Consider the following 17,066-nt stretch of genomic DNA (forward strand, 5'->3'; position numbering starts at 1 on the left):
TATCACCTGTCCACACCCCCCATGACCGGGTCGATGGATGCCACCGCAGAGATCGCGTCGGCCACCATGCCGCCCTCACACATCGCCGCCACCGCCTGCAGGTTGGTGAACGACGGATCCCGGTAATGCACCCGGTACGGGCGGGTGCCGCCGTCGCTGACCATGTGCACCCCGAGTTCCCCGCGGGGTGACTCGACCGCGACATACACCTGGCCGGCGGGCACCCGGATACCCTCGGTGACCAATTTGAAGTGGTGGATGAGCGCCTCCATCGAGGACCCCATGATCTTGGCGATGTGCTCCTCGGAGTTGCCCAGCCCGTCCGGGCCGACCGTGAGATCCGCCGGCCAGGCCAGCTTCTTGTCGGTCAGCATCACCGGCCCCGGCTTGAGCCGAGACACACACTGTTCGACGATCTTCAGCGATTCCTTCATCTCGTCGACGCGAATCAGGTAGCGGCCGTAGGCATCGCACCCGGTGTCGGTGCACACTTCGAAGTCGTAGGTCTCATATCCGCAGTACGGCTGCGCCCGGCGCAGGTCATGCGGCAGACCGGTGGATCGCAGCACCGGACCGGTGATGCCCAGCGCCATGCACCCGGTCAGGTCCAGGTAGCCGATGCCCTCGGTGCGGGCCTTCCAGATGTAGTTCTCGCGGAGCAGCTTCTCCAGATCACGGAGCCGGCCGGGCAGGATGTCGATGAGTTCGCGCAGCTGCGGCATCGCCTCCTCGGGCAGATCCGCGGCCAGGCCACCGGGCCGGATGTAGGCGTGGTTCATCCGTAGGCCGGTGATGGTCTCGAACACGCTCAGGATGAGCTCGCGTTCCCGGAACCCGAAGAACATCGCCGACATCGCGCCCAGTTCCATCCCGCCGGTGGCCAGTGCGACCAGATGGCTGGAGATGCGGTTGAGTTCCATCAGCAGGACCCGGATGACGCTGGCGCGTTCGGGGATGTCGTCGGTGACGCCGAGCAGTTTCTCCACGCCCAGGCAGTAGGCGGTCTCGTTGAAAAACGGTGACAGGTAGTCCATCCGGGTCACGAAGGTGACGCCCTGCGTCCAGTTGCGGTACTCCAGGTTCTTCTCGATACCGGTGTGCAGGTAACCGATCCCGCACCGGGCCTCGACGATCGTCTCGCCCTCGATCTCCAGGATCAGCCGCAGCACACCGTGAGTGGAGGGATGCTGCGGACCCATGTTCACCACGATGCGCTCACCGGCGTGTTCCCGGGCGGCCGCCACCACGGCATCCCAGTCCTGGCCGCCGACCATCACGACGGGCGGGTCGGTCTCGGTCGACATCAGCTGTAGGCCCTCCGCTCATCGGGCGGCGGGATCTGTGCCCCGTGATACTCGACGGGGATGCCGCCCAACGGGTAGTCCTTGCGTTGCGGGTGCCCGACCCAGTCGTCGGGCATCTCGATGCGGGTCAGCGACGGGTGCCCGTCGAAGATGATGCCGAAGAAGTCGTAGGTCTCCCGTTCATGCCAATCGGTGGTCGGATACACCGAAAACAGGGACGGCACATGCGGATCGGTGTCCGGTGCGGCGCACTCGAGCTGGATGCGGCGGTTGTGGGTGATCGACATCAGTGGATAGACCGCGTGCAGTTCGCGGCCCGTCTCGCCCGGATAGTGCACCCCGGAGACACCCAGGCACAGCTCGAATCGCAGCGCGGGATCGTCGCGCAGTGTCCGGGCCACCGCCACCAGGTGCTCGCGGCTGATGTCCATGGTGAGCTGATCGCGGAAGACCACGATGCGCTCCACCGCGGCGGCGAACACGTCGTCCCCGAGCGCGGCGATCAATGCGTCGACGACCTCGTCGAAGTACCCGCCGTAGGGCCGTGGGGAATTGCCCGGCAGTGTGACCTCGCGGACCAGCCGGCCGTACCCGGAGGTGTCACCGGTGCCGGTGACCCCGAACATGCCCCGGCGGGTGCCGATCACCTCTTGATCACCGAACCCCGCGCTGGTGTCTTCGGATGTCATGGGCGCAGCAATCCGGTCAGTTCGATGGTGGGCCGCGATGCGAGCGCGGCCTCTTCGGCGGCGGCGATCGCCTCGGCCCGGTTGACTCCGAGCGGCATCTCGGCAATCTTGGCGTGCAGCTTGAGGATTGCGTTGAGCAACATCTCCGGGCGGGGCGGGCACCCGGGCAGGTAGATGTCCACCGGCACCACATGGTCGACGCCCTGCACCACCGCGTAGTTGTTGAACATTCCGCCCGAGGAGGCGCACACCCCCATGGCCAGTACCCATTTCGGCTCGGCCATCTGGTCATAGACCTGACGCAGCACCGGGGCCATCTTCTGACTGACCCGTCCGGCCACGATCATCAGGTCGGCTTGGCGTGGTGTCGCCGAGAAGCGCTCCATGCCGAACCGGGAGATGTCGAAGCGCGGGCCGGCGGTGGCCATCATCTCGATGGCGCAGCACGCCAGCCCGAAGGTGGCCGGCCACAGCGATCCCTTGCGCACGTAACCGGCGACCTTCTCCACGGTGGACAGCAGGATGCCGCCGGGCAGTTGTTCCTCTAGTCCCATGCGAGCCCTCCCCGGCGCCAGACGTAGGTGTAGGCCACGAAGACGGTGAGCATGAACAGCAGCATCTCCACCACCGCGAACAGCCCCAGCGAGTCGAAGGTCACCGCCCACGGGTAGAGAAACACGATCTCGATGTCGAAGATGATGAACAGCATCGCGATCAGGTAGTACCTGATCGGGAACCGCTGACCGGTCGCGAGCTTGGCGGCCGCGGCGGGGAGCAGCGGCTCGATGCCGCATTCGTAGGCTTCGAGTTTGGCGCGGTTGTAGCGGCGCGGCCCGATGACGAGGGCAATGCCCACCGAGACGATCGCGAACGCGGCCGCAATCGCCCCCAGCACCAGGATGGGTGTGTAGACAGTCATGTCTGTGTCAACCTCTGTGCCGCTCTCTCGGTGGACTTTCGATGTGAGCTAGAACACAGCTTAGTCGCGTTAACGGTCGAGGCGCCGCATTTTGGTTAGGATCGGAACCGACAGCTGGGTCCACCCGCCCTCATCTGTGAGAGTGGTGAAGATGCAACGGCCACAGCGTTTTTCGTGCTGTGATCAAGAACGTGGGCGCAGCAGATCTGCCACGGCCTCACCGAGCCGGATCGGATCGATCGGGTGCGGCACCGCCGCTTCGGCGCGTGACCAGGACGCCAACCAGGCGTCGTCGGGACGCCCGGTGAGCACCAGGATCGGGGGACACACCCTGATCTCGTCCTTGAGCTGCTTGGCCAGCCCCATCCCGCCCGTCGGCGTCGCCTCGCCGTCCAAGATCAGCAGATCGAATCCGCCGGCGGCGACCTGCTCGACGACCACCGGCGCGGTCGCGACGTCGAGATAGCTCAGCTCGGGCAGATCGGGATGAAGGCGCCGGCCCAGCGCCGAGCGCACCTGTTCGCGGGTGCGGTTGTTGGAGCTGTAGACCAGGATCCGTAGCTGCGCATCGGTGTCGGCCACAGGGGCGATGCTACGACTGCTTGACGAAAACCGCGGCGGCTTCGATGGTGACCGCGTCACCCATCATCCCGAGCAGGTTGCCGTTGACCCCGAATGTCTGACGGTTCAGCGTGGTCGTGGTTTCCAGCCGGACCTCACCGCCGGGCAGGCCCCGCACGTGCGTCGGCAACTCCAGATCCTGCTGTTTGCCCTTCACCGTCAACTGGACGCTCAGCGTCACCCAGGACGGCCCGGTGGCCTCCGCGGCCTCCACCGCCACCTCGATCAGCGGGAACCGGCGAACGTCGAAGAAATCATCGGAGCGCAGATGGTTGTCGCGGCGGCCGATGCCGGTGCGCACCGACGCGGCGGCGATGCGCAGCCGCCCCGTGACATTGCCCTCCGCGACCGCCTCGGCGCTGCCCTCCACCTCGGTGAACACGCCGTTGACGTGCGCCAGGCCCCAGAACGTGGGGCTGTGGAACGCGACTTCGGTGCGGCCGGGATCCAGCCGCCAGGTACCCAGCCAGTCCTGCAGATCCATCCCCGGTCCTCCTCAGTTCGTGAGTAGGGGAGCCATATCGGCCGGGTCGAAGTATTCGTCGATCCGGGTGATCCGGCCATCGGCGCCCACCTTGATCACGATGCATACACGCAATTGGATCGACGCACCAGCGGTGGCCTCGGCGTGCAGCACGTGTTGCTGCACGAAGCCGCCGTCGAAGAACTGCCGATCGAGGATCTCGTAGCGCCGCGAGGAGGTGATCCGCATGAACCACCGGATCACCTTGAGTGCGGGCCCCAGGTCGTTGTCGGCGGTGTCCCCGCTGTGCCACACCTTGACGTCGTCGGCCCACATGGCGGCGACGGTGTCGTATTCACCGCGCTCGATGGCGCTGAACAGTCGGTCGGCCACATCGGCGGTCATATCTCCTCCTGGGGTTGACCTCAAGGATGGTTCAGGTCCGAAGCTGGTGGACATGAGAGAACACTTTGACAGGGCCTATGAAACACGCACCGCGCCATGGGTGATCGGCGAACCGCAACCGGCGGTCGTCGCGCTCGCCGAGGGCGGCATGCTGCACGGACGCATCCTGGACATCGGATGCGGGCTGGGGGAGCACACCATCCTGCTGACCGGCCGTGGCCATCCGGTGCTCGGTGTCGACTACGCGCCGCGCGCCATCGCCCAGGCCCGGGAGAACGCGGCCACGCGGGGCGTGGACGCCCGGTTCCAGGTGGGTGACGCCATGGACATGGACGCGATCCTCGCCGGGGCCGCGCCGTTCGACACGATCCTGGACAGCGCGCTGTTCCACATCTTCGACGATCCCGCCGACCGCGCCCGCTACGTCGCCGGCCTGCACCGGGGCTGCCGGTCCGGTGGGTATCTGCATCTTCTGGCCCTGTCCGACGCGGGCCGCGGGTTCGGCCCGCAGGTCGGCGAGGAGGTGATCCGGTCCGCATTCGCCGACGGCTGGGAGCTGGAGGCGCTGGACACCACCACCTACCGCGGGGTGGTGGGTCAGGCGCACGCCCCGCTGCTCGGCCTGCCGGTCGGTGCGGTCGTCGACGAGCCGGCCTGGCTGGCCCGGATACGCCGGCTGTGAACCCTCACTCCTGGTCATAGCCCGGGTGCGCGATGTCGAGGCGATGGCGCACCAGGGCCCGCAGCGCGGGCAGTACCTCGGCGCCGCGGCCGTCGAAATCCCCGGCCCGGATCGCGGCGGCCAGGGCGGCCTCCTCGTCGAACCCGAGCGCCGCCAACTCCGCGCGGGGCTCGTCCTCGCCGGTGGCCGCCAGTTCACGTTCCACGATGCGCAGCACGTTGGCCGCGACCCGGGCGTGGAAGTTCAGCGCACCGGTGGTCTCCGTGCGGACCTCGCCTTCCAGGAACTCCGCCACCGCGGCGACCAGTTCGGCGGCGGTGGGCTTGTAATGCAGGTCCGTCACGCTGTGTCCATTCCCCGGTCGCTACGCTCCAGCCCACCGGACTCCAGAAGGTTGAGCAGGTCGTACTCGGTCTCGCACACCCGCCGCCCGATGGCCGCCAGTTCGACCGACCGGGTCAGCCCCGAGCGGTGCCGCTCGTACTGGTATCGGCAGATCACGCCCCAGCGCAGGGTGGCCGCCACCAGCCACCAGCGCAGCGCGGCGCGGTCCACCGCCCGGCCGGCAGCCAGCTCGTAGGCGGACACGAAGTCCTCGATGCTGCCCAGCCCGCCCGCGCCGAGCGCGGCGGGTGCCCCGAACCGCCAGGCCCGGATGCAGAACCAAGCCAGGTCGTCGAGCGCCTCGCCGATGTGGGTGAGCTCCCAGTCCAGTACGGCGGCCAACCCGTTGTCGTCGACGATCAGGTTGCCCATCCGGAAGTCGCCGTGTACCAGCACTTCCGGCGTCGCCGCCGGACGGTTGTGCTCCAGCCAGCGAAACGCCCACTCGAATGTGGCGGTGGTGTCGCCCATCTCGTCGAGCTGGTGGCGCCACTCGTCCAGCGGGTCGGCGCTGGAGAGCCCGATCCCGGCCGGATCGGCCCGGTGGATGGCGGCCAGCGCCTGGGCGCACTGGCGCAGCAGCCGTGCCCGCGAGGTGTCATCGAGGGTGCGCGCGATCTTGCGGACGATCGTCTCACCGCCGATGAAGTCGCAGACCAGGTACGGATTGCCGAGTGCAGCAGGGGAATTGTCCGCGGCGATGATCTGCGGAACCGGTGCGCCGGTGGCCGCGGCGCGGCGCAGCGCGGCCGCCTCCAACTCCATGCTGGCGTGCACGTCGTCGGGTGGGCCGGTGCGCAGGATCAGGGCCCGCACCCCGGCCGGCGTCCGGGCGTCGAAGGCCCAGGTGGCGCGGCTGGCTCCGCCGGTGAGTACCCGCAGATCCGACACCGTGACCTCGCCCAGCTCCGGCGCGAGCACATCGACGAGGGCCGCGCCCAGTCGCGACGCGTCGGTCACTTGCGCCCGAACTTCAGCATGCGCTGCGCTACCCGGCGGATCTGGATCTCCTCGGCGCCCTCGGTGATCCGGTACCGCCGGTGATGGCGGTAGATGTGCTCGAACGGTTCGTGCCGGCTGTAGCCGACGCCGCCGTGGATCTGCATGGCCCGGTCCGCGGCCTCACACACCAGCCGGTTGGCCCGATAGTTGGCCATCGACACCTTGTCCGAGACCTCCATGTGGTGATCGCGGTCCAGATGCCAGGCGGCGTAGTACACCAGCAGGCGCACCATCTGTGCCTCGGTCTGCAACTCGGCCAGCGGCCACTGCACGGCCTGGTTCACCGACAGCGGCTTGCCGAAGACGATCCGGTCCCCGGCGTACTGCGCGGCCCGGTCGATGCAGTACTGGGCGGCGCCCAGACTGCTGGCGGCCTGCCGAATCCTGTTCTCGTGCAGGAATGTCTGGCCGACCTCCAGGCCGTGGTCGACCTCGCCGAGCACCGCGTCGGCGGGCACCCGGACGTCCTTGAGCTCCACCTCGCCGTGGTCGCTGGGCATGTTGAAGGTCCACCAGTAGTAGGGGACGGTGAAGCCCGGGGTGTCGGTGGGCACCAGGAAGGCCGTGATCCCGACGGCCGACCCGTCCGCACCGGAGGTCCGGGCGAAGATCAGGTCATGGGTCGCGCGGTGCACACCGGTGTTCCAGCGCTTGGCGCCGTTGATGACCCAGTCGTCACCGTCGCGGACGGCGGTGGTCTCCATCCAGGTGGCGTCGCTGCCGTGGTTGGGTTCGGTCAGGCCGAAGGCCATCGAGCGTTTGCCGGTCAGCATCGCCTCGACCCAGTCCTTCTTCTGCGCCTCGGTGCCGAACCGGCTCATCATGATGACCTGCGGGAAATTGCCGACGATGGAGGATTCGTCCTGCAGATCGTTGTGCAGGCCGAGACCCTTGTGCGCCAGGTGTTCCCGGATGACGGCCATATCCAGGTTGGACCCGCCGCGGCCGCCGAACTCCTCGGGCAGGCCGTACCGCAGCCACCCGGCGGCATCCGCGCGCCGGCGCATCTCGTCGAGCAGGTCCTCCCACTCCCGGGCCGGCACCCCGCCGTTCTCCAGGTCGGTGCGGGCGAACTCGCGGCGCCGGTCGAAGTACTGCATGTGCTCGCGTTCCAGCGGCTTGATCTCGGCCTCGATGAAGGCGTCCATCTCGGCCAACAGGCCTGGAAGATGCTCTGGTAAAGCGAAATCCACGGTGATCTCTCTTTCTGGCTCAGCGGCCGTACAGGGTCTTCTTCCAGATCGTCGACAAGGTCTTGATGGCGTCGGCGTCGCTGATCTGCAGTTCCGAACCGGGGTTTCCGACCACCACCACGGTGAAATTCTCGAACAACAACGCGATCGCGGCGGCGATATGCTCAGGTTCCAGGTCCTGGGCGTAGCCCTGTTCGCGGGCCCGGCGCACCGAATCGGCCACCATGTCGATCCCGAACCGCCGGAACTCGTGCTGCACCTGAGCGAACCTGGGCTGGGTGGCCCCGAGCTGCGCGACGGCGATCATGATGCCGATGTTCTGCTTGAACAGATTCCAGTACCCGGTCACCACCGTGGTGAAGTACTCGGTGTCCTCCGGTGAGTCCGGCAGCGGCACCCGGGTGCCGGAGGGTTCGACGATGTCGTGCAGGAAGGATTCCGCGAGCGAGGCCAGCAGGTCCTCCTTGTCGTCGAAGTACCGGTAGAACACCGCCGAGGACTTGCCCGCCGCCGAGGTGATGTCGGCCAGCGTGGTGCCGTGAAAACCGCGTTCGGCGAACAGCTTCCGGGCGGCGAGCTCGATGGCGCCCCGGGTCTGGCGGCCCTTGGCGGTCAGCGATCCGGCGGGGGTCATGTCAGCCCAGGATGCGATCCCCGGCGCGCAGCAGCGCGCTGGGCAGTTCGTGGCCGACGGCCTGCTGGGCCACCCGCGCCGCCGCGATGGCGGCGGTGAGGTCGACGTCGACCTCGATATCGCTGTCGCGCAGCAGATACACCAGATCCTCGGTGGCGATGTTGCCGCTGGCCCCGGGCGCGAACGGGCAACCGCCCAGCCCGCCGACCGAGGCGTCCAGCCGGGTCACCCCGGCCTGCACCGCGGCGTATGCACTGGCCAGGCCCGCCCCGCGGGTGTTGTGGAAGTGCGCGCCCAGCGGCAGATCCCCGATCACCGGGCGGACCCGCTCGATCAGGGCCTGCACCCGCTTCGGGGTTGCGGTGCCGATGGTGTCCGCGATCGCGATCCGGTCCACTCCGAGATCGGTTGCTGCCGAGGCGATGTCGACGACCCGCTGGGGGTCGGTGGGTCCGTCGAACGGGCAGTCCCAGGCGGTGGCGATGATGACCTCGACGCGCGCGTCGTGGTCATGGGCGATGCGGGTGACGTCGGCGATGGCCGCCGTCGCCTCGGCGGTGTCGCGTCCGACGTTGGCGCGGCTGTGCGCATCCGAGGCCGACACCACGTATTCGATGGAATTCAGCCCGGCCGCGATGGCGTGTTTGGCACCGTTGGGGCTGGCCACCAGCGCGGAGAACTCCACGTCCGGAAAGCGGTGCAGTTCGGCGGCCAGCTCGGCGGCGTCGGCCAGGGCGGGCACCTTGGACGGGGAGACGAACGCGGTGGCCTCGACCTCCCGGACACCGGTGGCGACGATGGCCTCCAGGATGCCGATCTTGGCCTCCAGTGGGATGGGCGCCTCGATCTGCAGTCCGTCGCGCAAGCAGACCTCGCGGATATCGACCTTCATAGCACCCCTTCCTCCTTCAAGGACGCCAGTTCCTCGGCGCTCAGGCCCAGCAGACCCGAGTACACCTCGTCATTGTGCTGGCCCGGCCGCGCCGAACCGGCGTTGCGGATGGTGCCCGGCGATTCCGAGAGCACCGGGATGACACCCGGCCCCTTGACGTTACGCCCGATCCGCTCATCCCAGTGGTCGGCGATCATCCCGCGTGCCTGAAGTTGCGGGTCCTCGAACACCTCGGCGACGGTGTTGATCGGCCCGCTGATGACACCGGCCTCGGACAGGGTCGCGATGATCTCGGTGGGCTCCCGCCGGACGGCCCAGTCGCCGATGATCTTGTCCAGCTCGTCCTGGTTGCGCCCGCGGGCCACGTGGTCGGCGAACCGGTCGTCGGTGGCCAGTTCGGGCCGGCCCATCGCCTCGCAGAGGCGGCGGAACACGGTGTCCTGGTTGGCGGCGATCACCACCCAGCTGCCGTTGGCGCTCTGGTAGATGTTCGACGGGGCGATGCCCTCCAACCGGGTGCCCGACGGTCCGCGGACCACGCCCCCGACGTCGTAATCGGGGATGGTGGATTCCTGGATGGCCAAACAGCTTTCGGTCAGGGCGGTGTCGACGACCTGCCCCTCACCGGTGACGCTGCGCCGGTACAGCGCGGCCAGCGCGCCCTGGGCGGCGAACATCCCGGCCAGGCTGTCACCGAGCGACAGCGCCAGCCGCGGGGGAGGGCCACCGGGGAAACCGTTCATGTGCCGCAGCCCGCTGGCCGCCTCGGCGACGGAGGCATACCCGGCCTTACCGGCGTCCGGCCCGGTCTGGCCGTACCCGGACACTCGCACCAGGATGATGCCCAAGTTGTGTTCGCGCAGCACGTCGTAGCCCAGGTTCCACTTCTCCAGCGTGCCGGGCCGGAAGTTCTCCACGATGATGTCCGAGCGTGATACCAGTTCCAGGAACAGTTCCCGGCCCCGCTCGGTGCGCAGGTCCAGGGTGGCGGCCTTCTTGTTGCGGGCGTGCACCGTCCAGAAGAAGTGGTGCCCCTCGAGTTCGGCCTGCCCCCAGGTGCGCAGCGGGTCCGGGCTGCTGGGCAGTTCGATCTTGATGACCTCGGCGCCCATGTCGCCGAGCAGCCGGCCGGCGAACGGGCCCGAGATCAGGGTGCCCAGCTCGAGCACCCTGATGCCGTCGAGCGGTCCGGTGACCGTCACAGCGAGAACCCGTGCCGGTGCAGCCAATCGGTGCAGATCGCCACGGCCTGGCGCAGCGTGCCGCGCTGATCGGGGCCCGAGTAGTAGTGGTTGGCGCCCGGGATCTCGTGCATCTCCTTGTCCGGGTGCCCGATCGCCTCGAACAGTCGGCGGGTGTGGCTCGGGGTGCAGGCGTCATCGGCGAGGTTGCCGATGACCAGGGCGGGCACCGTGATGTCCGGTCCGGCCTTGAGGGCGTCACCGTTGGCGTCGTCATAACTCCACTGCGACAGCCAGCTGCGCAGCGTGCAGAACCGGGCCAGGCCGACGGGGGAGTTGTTCACCACCTGCGGGTCGCCCAGGTAGCAGGTGCCCGGCTTGCGCTCGTTGGGGTCGACGGTGGGGTCCAGCCAGCGCGGGTCTGCCATGGTGCCGTGCACGACGAACGCATACTCGTCATCGGGACGTCCGGCGGCCCTGAGCTCGGCCAGTTTTTCCTTGACCCACTTGGTGATTCGCCGGTTGCGGGCGATCTGCGCCTGATGGTAGCGCTCCAGGAACTCACTCGTGTAGGGCGGCTGGTTCGGGTTGTCCGGGTTGTACAGGTCCAACTCGGGGTCCCGCTTGGACGGGTCGTTCTCGTCCAGGATGGAGGCGTCCATCCATTCGGTCATGGTGCCGTGCCTGCTGATGTGCGCGGCCAGCAGCATGATGCCGTCGGCCGGGATCAGGCCCAGCGTGGTCAGGTCGGGGCCGTCACCGGACGGGCTGGCGGTCACCGTCGGGTTCTGGGCCTGCTGCTGGTAGAACGCCGACAGCGAACCACCACCGCTCCAGCCGGCCAGTACCACCTTCTCGTAGCCCAGCCGGTTCTTGGCGTCCTTGATGCACTCGCCGAGATCCTCGACGACCTTCTCCATCAGCAGCGCGGAGTCGGTGCCGCGGAATCGGCTGTTGCAGTAGATGACATGGTGGCCGGCCCGGGCCAGCGCATTGATCATCGGCAGGTAGGCGCCGCCACCGATCGGGTGCATGAACACCAGCACGGTGTCGCTCGGCTTGGTCTTGGGCTTGAGCAGATAGCTCTCCAGCACCACCAGTTCGGCGACGCCACCGTAGACGTCACGCACCGACGAGGTGTTCTGGTAGGCAACCAGGTACGGGATGCGGTCGTACTCGTATTTGACGGGGGATTCGGTGGTTGCGGTCATGTTCTAGTGCTGCCCCAGATCGTTGGCGAGGATTTCGGCGGACGGGATGAGTCGGCGGCGGGTGTCGATGGCGATCACCGACCAGTCCACCCGGTCGTAATCGTCGAACTTGCGGCGGGCGCGTTCCCGGGCCTTCTCCGGTGCGCCGTGGTGAACCCCTTGCGGCGCATGGGAAACCAGGCCGGGAGGCATCGGGATGCCGTACAGCGTCCCGCCGTGGAAGAACGCGATCTCGTCGTAGTCGACATTGCGGTGATACCACGGGGTGCGCTCGGTGCCCGGCACGCTCTCGGCCGGCTTGGGCAGGAAGTTCATCACGTACACGCCGGTCGCCTGCATGAACAGGTGCACCGTCGGGGGCAGGTGCACGCTCTCGGACGTGATGACGGTGTAGTCCTCGATGTTGAAGGTGAACGGGAAGTTGTCCCCGCGCCAGCCCTCGACGTCGAGCGGATTGTGTTTGTAGAACAAAGATGTGGAGCCCGCCCCCTGAATCTCTGCGTGGATGAGGCGGACCTCGTACTCCTCGCGTCCGTCATCGTCGATCGGCGCCGGCTCGGGGATGGTCACCTGCGCCGGGTCGAACGGGAAGTGCCGGCCCAGGGTGCCGGCCGGGGGCACCCGGAAGTCGTCGGTGGCCTGGATCATCAACCAGGTGCTCTCGCTGTCGGGCACCTGGCGGAAGGTGCACGCCTTCGGGATGTAGATCCAGTCGCCCTCGCGGTAACGCAACGGGCCGAACTCGGTTTCCAGCAGCCCGGCGCCCTTGTGCACGAAGATCAGCAGATCGCCGTCGACGTAGCGGACGAAGAACGGCATCTCCTCGGTGCGCCGGCTGAGCAGCACCAGGCAGTCGGGGTTGGAGAACATCAGCAGCGGGCCGCCGTGGGCGTCGGTGGCGTCGCCGGGCTTGAGCTCGGAGGACAGCACGTCGGTGGGGCGCAGGGGACCGACCGTGCGGTAGGCGGTGGGATCGTTTCGCCGGTACATGTTCGCGGTCCGGCCGACGAAGCCGCCGCGGCCCAGTTCATCGTCTTTCAGGCCGTCCAGGTCGGCGTGCACGCGTTTGGGCGTCTTGCCTTTCCGCAGGTGAACGAAGGATTCCATGACGCTCCTCGCAAGTCTGTCAGCAAAACTGAAAGTGACTTTACTTTTTGTTCTGGGTGTTGGCAAGGGCCGATGACGGCCGGTCAGCCGAACAGGCGCTCGGCGTTATCCCGGGTCCGGGCAGCCAGATTCGGGTCGACCGCCGCGGTGTTCTTCTCGACGAACGGCGCGGGAGCGAACGGGATGTCGCTGCCGTAGAGCAGCCGGTCGGTGCCCACCACCTCGGCGGCCAGCTGCAGTGCTTCCGGTGAGGCCGACAGCGCGAGGTCGTAGTAGAACCGGCGCAGCTGATCGCGGACGGGTTCGCGGCGGCCGCCGTCGGCGGACGGGAAATCGTCGAGCATCGACAGCCGCCAGGCCGCCCACGGCAGGGTGCCGCCCAGATGGGAGAGCACCAGTTTGAGATTCGGGTATCGCGCCGGGGTTTCGGTGAGGATGAGCTCGGCGACCATACGGGTGGTGTCGAAGGTGAACTCCAGGACCGGTGCGGGCAGCATCAGCCGGGCGTCGGCCATCGCCGGCGGCAGGTTGGGGTGCACGTGTACCACCGCGTGCCGGCGGTCCAGTTCGGCCAGCACCGGTGCGAACCGCCGGTCGCCGAGATAGCGGCCCTCGTAGTTGGTGAGCACCGCGACCCCGTCGAGGCGCAGAACGTCCAGCGCATAAGCGATTTCGGCGAGTGTCGCGTCGACGTCGGGTAGCGGCAGCAGCGCGAACCCGCCCACTCTGCCGGGATGGCGTGCGCTCAGATCGGCCATGGTCTGGTTGCAGGACCGGGCCAGCGCGGGACGGTCGGCGGCGCCGAGTGGGGCCAGGGCGGGTGCCGACACCGACAGCACGGCCCGGTCGATGTGCAGTGCCTCCATGCGTGCCAGCATCGAGGTCTCGTCCCACGCCGGCTGCGGTATGCCGCCGACCGAACCGCCGGTGGCCGCGTCCACCGCCGCCCGGTAATCCGGCGGGACGAGGTGCTGGTGGACGTCGATCAAACCCGACACCAGGTCAACGTACCTTAAGGTACGTTCGGGCCCGTGGGGAATGACGCGCACGTCCTGATCGGCGGCCGCACGGTCGGCAGCCCGATGCATGCGGTCCACAACCCGGCCCGCGCCCGGGACATCGTGGGGGAGTCCGCGCTCGCCGATGCCGCCCTGGTGGACCGGGCGGTGCGGGCCGCCGCCGCAGCGGCCCCGGGCTGGGCCGCGCTGACGGTGACCGAGCGCCGCGATGCGCTCAAGGCGGCCGCCGGTGCGGCGCTGGAGGACTTCGAGAACCGGGCCCGGCTGCTCACCAATGAGCAGGGCAAGGTGCTGTGGGAGTCCATGGTCGATCTCGCCGGGGCGCCCTACCTGCTGCGCGAGTGCCGGCGGCTGATCGAGCGGGTGGCCGCCGAAGAGATCGTCGACGACGAGCGCGGCCGGTTCGTCCGGCGCCGCCGCCCGGTCGGGGTGGTGGCCGTCATCGTGCCGTGGAACTATCCGGTGTTGTTGGCGTTCAATGCCATTGCCCCGGCGCTGGCGGCCGGTGACACCGTCGTCGTCAAACCGTCGGAGCTGGCCCCACTGGCCCTGACCGCGGTGCTGCACGCGGTGTCTGCCGCCCTGCCCGACGGGGTGATCAACGTGGTGCCCGGCGACGGCGCGCAGACCGGCCATGCGCTGGCCGCCCACCCCACGGTGCGCCGGGTCATGTTCACCGGCGGCACCGCCGGCGGGCGCGAGGTGATGCGCGCCGCCGCGGAGTCGATCACCGGGGTCGGGCTGGAACTCGGCGGCAACGATCCGGCACTGGTACTCGAGTCGGCGGTCGTCGATGATGCGCTGGTCACCGCGCTGCGCAACTCGGCGTTCACCTGCTCGGGGCAGGTGTGCTTCGCCATCAAGCGGATCTACGTGCACCGCAGCCACTTCGGCGATCTGGTCGAGGCGCTCGCCGCGGTCACCGATCAACTCACCGTCGGTGACGGACTGGACCCGGCCAGCTCCATCGGCCCGTTGATCAGCGCGGCGGCGCTGGACCGGGTGCAGGCCCTGATCCGGGACAGCGCCGAGATCGGCGGCACCGTCACCGAATTGGGGCGCAAACTCGATCCGGCCGGCTGGGAGCGCGGGCACTTCCTGCTGCCACACCTGGTCACCGGCATCCCGCAGCAGTCCCGGCTGGTGGCCGCCGAACAGTTCGGCCCGGTGCTGCCGATTCTGCCGTTCGACACCGAGAACGAGGCGATCGCGCTGGCCAACGACTCCGAATACGGTCTGGCCGCCTCGGTCTGGTCCCGCGACGACGAGCACGCCTTCGCGGTGGCCCGCGGTATCGAGGCGGGCACGGTGTTCGTCAACGTGCACGCAGCCGGGGCCTCGGATCACACCACCCCGTTCGGTGGGGTCAAGCAGAGCGGTATCGGCCGGATCAACGGCTGGGCCGGCATCGAAGAACTCACCGAGACCCAGATGCTGATCCGCCGCGACGATGCCGCCAACCTGCCCGGGCCGCCGGCCTGATCAGTCGGCCGACTCCACCCGCACCGTCGGCAGGTTGGCGCCGAAGGTGGGCGGCCATCAGATCATCGAGGTGAACGGGATCTTGCACCCCAGGGCCAGCGCGCCGGCCAGCTCCCGGCTGGTGTCGTAGTCGAACACCACGTGCCCGGACAGCACGTCGACGTCGCGTTTGAACCGCTGCATCGGGTTGGCCAGGAAGTGGATGCTGGCCCCGCCGGCGCCCATCAGCTCGGCTATGACGCCCTTGGACTCGGCCACGATGTGCGCGGCCGCCAGCCGGGCCTGCGCGCGGACCGGCTTGGCCACCGGATCCCCGGCGGCCACGATCTCCTCGATCTGTCCGACCGTGTCGGCCAGCAGGGCGTTGAGGGCGCGCAGCCGGACCTGCGCCCCGGCCAGGTGTGCCTGGGCGATCGGCTTGTCCTTCTGCATCACGCCCTCGTAGGCCAGCACCCGCTCGGCGAGCCGCTCGGCGTAGATCTCGGTGACCCGTTCGGCGCTGCCGAGCGCGGGCATCGCGGCCAGCAGCGCCAGCGCGGGCACCATCGGCCAGCGGTAGGTGGTGCTGTTGTGCAGCCCGGCACCGGGGGCGGTGCCCGAGTAGATGTCCAGCACGTTGACCAGCCGGTGCGCCGGTACGAACACATCGGTGGCGACGACGTCGTTGGAGCCGGTGGCCCGCATGCCGTCGGTGTGCCAGACGTCCTCGACGGTGACGTCCTGGATCGGCAGCAGGGCCAGCGCGGGGTAGATGCCGCTGGGATCCCCGTCCGGCCCGCACAGCGCGGCCACGAAGACCCAGTTGCCGTGCATCACGCCGGTGGCCCAGGACCAGCGGCCGGTGATCCGGACACCGCCCTCGGCGGGCAGGCCGCGGCCGGTCGGGGCCAGCGGCGCCGGTGCCAGGAACGGGGCGCCGGCGAAGGCCTCCTCCTGGGCCTGCTCGCTGAACAGCGCCAGGAACCAGTTGTGCAGCGCCAGGAAGCCGATCGTCCAGGCGCTGGAGGTGCAGCCGTGGGCCATCCGGCGTACGGGGTCCAGCAGGGCGGGGAACGGCGCTTCCAGGCCCCCGTAGCGTGCCGGCTTCAACAGATCGGTGAACCCGGAAGAGGTCAGATCGGCGACGGTGGCCTCGGGCATGCGGCGCAGCTCCTCGGCCTCGGCGGCGCGCTGGGCCAGGGCAGCCACGAATTCGTCGGTCACCAGCGGGGATGCATCGATCGTCGGCATGCCGACGAAGCTACCATACTTTTTAGTATGGAAGTTCAGCGCGCGAGCATCAGTTCGAGGAAACGCTCGCTCTGGGCGGCCTGCCGGGGGTTCGGTGTCCGGCCCGAAAGATGAAGGAAACCGATACCCACCGCGAACGTCGCGTTGGCCCGCAGTTCGGCGTCCTCGGCGTCGAAGCCGTAGTCCTCGAACGCGGTGCGCACCGCGGCCAGAACTCGCCGGTCAGCGGCCCGCACACTCTCGGCGACGGTCTCGTCCGTGCGTGCCCACTCGCGCATGGCGCGTTCCAGGGTCCAGTGCCGGGGGCTGATGAGGGAGGCCATCATCTGGGCCAGCCGCTCGCGCGGCGGCAGTTCTCCGATGGTCTCGATCTGGCTGCGATCCTCGTCGCGCAGGTCCCGCCAGCCCTGCACCAGGGCCGCCCGATAGCTGGGCATACCGTCGAAGTGCCAGTAAAAGCTGCCCTTGGTGACCTTCAAGCGGGTGCACAGACGATCTATTTTGAGTGTTTTTATGCCCTCTTCGGCGAGGATGGCATAACCGGCCTGGAGCCAATCGTCAATGGTCAGGCGGTTGCCAGACGAGGATCGGGCGGACGACATGAGGGGCAGCCTACGGCGACGCGCCCGCCCCCCGGACTTTCTGTAG

At 68.5% G+C, this 17,066-nt stretch carries 20 protein-coding genes; 2 read left to right on the plus strand and 18 right to left on the minus strand.

From position 1 onward, the window contains the following. Positions 1–2: 2 nt before the first annotated feature. From nuoD to K0O62_RS08980, 7 genes are all read right to left on the minus strand, one after another. Positions 3–1,304 (minus strand): NADH dehydrogenase (quinone) subunit D, encoded by a 1,302-nt coding sequence (gene nuoD / locus K0O62_RS08950; RefSeq protein ID WP_073859196.1) that lies wholly within the window; start codon positions 1,302–1,304, stop codon positions 3–5. Next, on the minus strand, positions 1,304–1,993 hold the full coding sequence (locus K0O62_RS08955) for an NADH-quinone oxidoreductase subunit C (RefSeq protein ID WP_073859197.1): 690 nt from the start codon (positions 1,991–1,993) through the stop codon (positions 1,304–1,306). Before K0O62_RS08955 ends, nuoD begins: the two co-directional genes overlap by 1 nt. Further along, the gene (locus K0O62_RS08960) at positions 1,990–2,547 is read right to left on the minus strand and encodes a NuoB/complex I 20 kDa subunit family protein (protein WP_073859198.1); all 558 of its coding nucleotides are present in this window, start codon (positions 2,545–2,547) and stop codon (positions 1,990–1,992) included. The genes K0O62_RS08955 and K0O62_RS08960 overlap by 4 nt, the downstream gene beginning before the upstream one ends. Then, positions 2,538–2,912, minus strand: coding sequence for an NADH-quinone oxidoreductase subunit A (locus tag K0O62_RS08965; protein ID WP_073859199.1), 375 nt, complete (start codon positions 2,910–2,912; stop codon positions 2,538–2,540). Before K0O62_RS08965 ends, K0O62_RS08960 begins: the two co-directional genes overlap by 10 nt. A 183-nt stretch (positions 2,913–3,095) precedes the next feature. After that, a complete protein-coding gene (locus K0O62_RS08970) occupies positions 3,096–3,494 on the minus strand; it encodes an Rv3143 family two-component system response regulator (protein ID WP_079244552.1) in 399 nt (132 codons plus the stop codon). Between the two features lie 10 nt (positions 3,495–3,504). Continuing rightward, a complete protein-coding gene (locus K0O62_RS08975) occupies positions 3,505–4,017 on the minus strand; it encodes a YceI family protein (protein WP_073859200.1) in 513 nt (170 codons plus the stop codon). 12 nt (positions 4,018–4,029) lie between these two features. Next, entirely contained in the window at positions 4,030–4,401 is a 372-nt protein-coding gene (locus K0O62_RS08980) for a nuclear transport factor 2 family protein (RefSeq protein WP_073859201.1), read from the minus strand. Between the two features lie 52 nt (positions 4,402–4,453). Here K0O62_RS08980 and K0O62_RS08985 point away from each other — a divergent pair, with 52 nt between their 5' ends. Then, positions 4,454–5,083: a class I SAM-dependent methyltransferase gene (locus K0O62_RS08985; protein ID WP_073859237.1), complete on the plus strand. Its 630-nt coding sequence runs from the start codon at positions 4,454–4,456 to the stop codon at positions 5,081–5,083. Between the two features lie 4 nt (positions 5,084–5,087). On the opposite strand, the gene K0O62_RS08990 is transcribed toward K0O62_RS08985, so the two are convergent. The 9 genes from K0O62_RS08990 to K0O62_RS09030 all read right to left on the minus strand — a co-directional run bounded on the left by K0O62_RS08990 (position 5,088) and on the right by K0O62_RS09030 (position 13,685). Then, the gene (locus K0O62_RS08990) at positions 5,088–5,426 is read right to left on the minus strand and encodes a DUF6285 domain-containing protein (protein ID WP_073859202.1); all 339 of its coding nucleotides are present in this window, start codon (positions 5,424–5,426) and stop codon (positions 5,088–5,090) included. Further along, complete coding sequence (locus K0O62_RS08995) at positions 5,423–6,427, minus strand: phosphotransferase family protein (protein ID WP_083603733.1); 1,005 nt, start codon at positions 6,425–6,427, stop codon at positions 5,423–5,425. The genes K0O62_RS08990 and K0O62_RS08995 overlap by 4 nt, the downstream gene beginning before the upstream one ends. Further along, complete coding sequence (locus tag K0O62_RS09000) at positions 6,424–7,662, minus strand: acyl-CoA dehydrogenase family protein (RefSeq protein ID WP_073859203.1); 1,239 nt, start codon at positions 7,660–7,662, stop codon at positions 6,424–6,426. The genes K0O62_RS08995 and K0O62_RS09000 overlap by 4 nt, the downstream gene beginning before the upstream one ends. Before the next feature lie 19 nt (positions 7,663–7,681). Then, complete coding sequence (locus K0O62_RS09005) at positions 7,682–8,296, minus strand: TetR/AcrR family transcriptional regulator (RefSeq protein WP_073859204.1); 615 nt, start codon at positions 8,294–8,296, stop codon at positions 7,682–7,684. A gap of 1 nt (position 8,297) precedes the next feature. Then, the gene (locus K0O62_RS09010) at positions 8,298–9,188 is read right to left on the minus strand and encodes a hydroxymethylglutaryl-CoA lyase (protein ID WP_073859205.1); all 891 of its coding nucleotides are present in this window, start codon (positions 9,186–9,188) and stop codon (positions 8,298–8,300) included. Next, entirely contained in the window at positions 9,185–10,390 is a 1,206-nt protein-coding gene (locus K0O62_RS09015; RefSeq protein ID WP_073859206.1) for a CaiB/BaiF CoA transferase family protein, read from the minus strand. The genes K0O62_RS09010 and K0O62_RS09015 overlap by 4 nt, the downstream gene beginning before the upstream one ends. After that, complete coding sequence (locus K0O62_RS09020; RefSeq protein WP_073859207.1) at positions 10,387–11,580, minus strand: alpha/beta hydrolase family protein; 1,194 nt, start codon at positions 11,578–11,580, stop codon at positions 10,387–10,389. The genes K0O62_RS09015 and K0O62_RS09020 overlap by 4 nt, the downstream gene beginning before the upstream one ends. Before the next feature lie 3 nt (positions 11,581–11,583). Continuing rightward, positions 11,584–12,687, minus strand: a complete 1,104-nt coding sequence (locus tag K0O62_RS09025) for a homogentisate 1,2-dioxygenase (RefSeq protein WP_073859208.1) — start codon at positions 12,685–12,687, stop codon at positions 11,584–11,586. 83 nt (positions 12,688–12,770) lie between these two features. Further along, the gene (locus K0O62_RS09030) at positions 12,771–13,685 is read right to left on the minus strand and encodes an amidohydrolase family protein (protein ID WP_073859209.1); all 915 of its coding nucleotides are present in this window, start codon (positions 13,683–13,685) and stop codon (positions 12,771–12,773) included. A gap of 33 nt (positions 13,686–13,718) precedes the next feature. Here K0O62_RS09030 and K0O62_RS09035 point away from each other — a divergent pair, with 33 nt between their 5' ends. After that, the gene (locus tag K0O62_RS09035; protein WP_131817469.1) at positions 13,719–15,188 is read left to right on the plus strand and encodes an aldehyde dehydrogenase family protein; all 1,470 of its coding nucleotides are present in this window, start codon (positions 13,719–13,721) and stop codon (positions 15,186–15,188) included. Between the two features lie 57 nt (positions 15,189–15,245). On the opposite strand, the gene K0O62_RS09040 is transcribed toward K0O62_RS09035, so the two are convergent. Beyond that, a complete protein-coding gene (locus K0O62_RS09040) occupies positions 15,246–16,418 on the minus strand; it encodes an acyl-CoA dehydrogenase family protein (protein WP_073859210.1) in 1,173 nt (390 codons plus the stop codon). A 35-nt stretch (positions 16,419–16,453) separates the two neighbouring features. After that, complete coding sequence (locus K0O62_RS09045; RefSeq protein WP_073859211.1) at positions 16,454–17,020, minus strand: TetR/AcrR family transcriptional regulator; 567 nt, start codon at positions 17,018–17,020, stop codon at positions 16,454–16,456. Positions 17,021–17,066 lie beyond the last annotated feature (46 nt).

It is taken from the genome of Mycolicibacterium diernhoferi (assembly GCF_019456655.1).
Taxonomy (GTDB): Bacteria; Actinomycetota; Actinomycetes; order Mycobacteriales; family Mycobacteriaceae; genus Mycobacterium; species Mycobacterium diernhoferi.

Excerpts from the sequence above, each read along its gene's own strand:
- nuoD (WP_073859196.1), bottom strand. The coding sequence starts at position 1,304 with ATGTCGACCGAGACCGACCCGCCCGTCGTGATGGTCGGCGGCCAGGAC.
- K0O62_RS08955 (WP_073859197.1), bottom strand. The coding sequence starts at position 1,993 with ATGACATCCGAAGACACCAGCGCGGGGTTCGGTGATCAAGAGGTGATC.
- K0O62_RS08960 (WP_073859198.1), bottom strand. The coding sequence starts at position 2,547 with ATGGGACTAGAGGAACAACTGCCCGGCGGCATCCTGCTGTCCACCGTG.
- K0O62_RS08965 (WP_073859199.1), bottom strand. The coding sequence starts at position 2,912 with ATGACTGTCTACACACCCATCCTGGTGCTGGGGGCGATTGCGGCCGCG.
- K0O62_RS08975 (WP_073859200.1), bottom strand. The coding sequence starts at position 4,017 with ATGGATCTGCAGGACTGGCTGGGTACCTGGCGGCTGGATCCCGGCCGC.
- K0O62_RS08980 (WP_073859201.1), bottom strand. The coding sequence starts at position 4,401 with ATGACCGCCGATGTGGCCGACCGACTGTTCAGCGCCATCGAGCGCGGT.
- K0O62_RS08985 (WP_073859237.1), top strand. The coding sequence starts at position 4,454 with ATGAGAGAACACTTTGACAGGGCCTATGAAACACGCACCGCGCCATGG.
- K0O62_RS09005 (WP_073859204.1), bottom strand. The coding sequence starts at position 8,296 with ATGACCCCCGCCGGATCGCTGACCGCCAAGGGCCGCCAGACCCGGGGC.
- K0O62_RS09010 (WP_073859205.1), bottom strand. The coding sequence starts at position 9,188 with ATGAAGGTCGATATCCGCGAGGTCTGCTTGCGCGACGGACTGCAGATC.
- K0O62_RS09020 (WP_073859207.1), bottom strand. The coding sequence starts at position 11,580 with ATGACCGCAACCACCGAATCCCCCGTCAAATACGAGTACGACCGCATC.
- K0O62_RS09025 (WP_073859208.1), bottom strand. The coding sequence starts at position 12,687 with ATGGAATCCTTCGTTCACCTGCGGAAAGGCAAGACGCCCAAACGCGTG.
- K0O62_RS09040 (WP_073859210.1), bottom strand. The coding sequence starts at position 16,418 with ATGCCGACGATCGATGCATCCCCGCTGGTGACCGACGAATTCGTGGCT.
- K0O62_RS09045 (WP_073859211.1), bottom strand. The coding sequence starts at position 17,020 with ATGTCGTCCGCCCGATCCTCGTCTGGCAACCGCCTGACCATTGACGAT.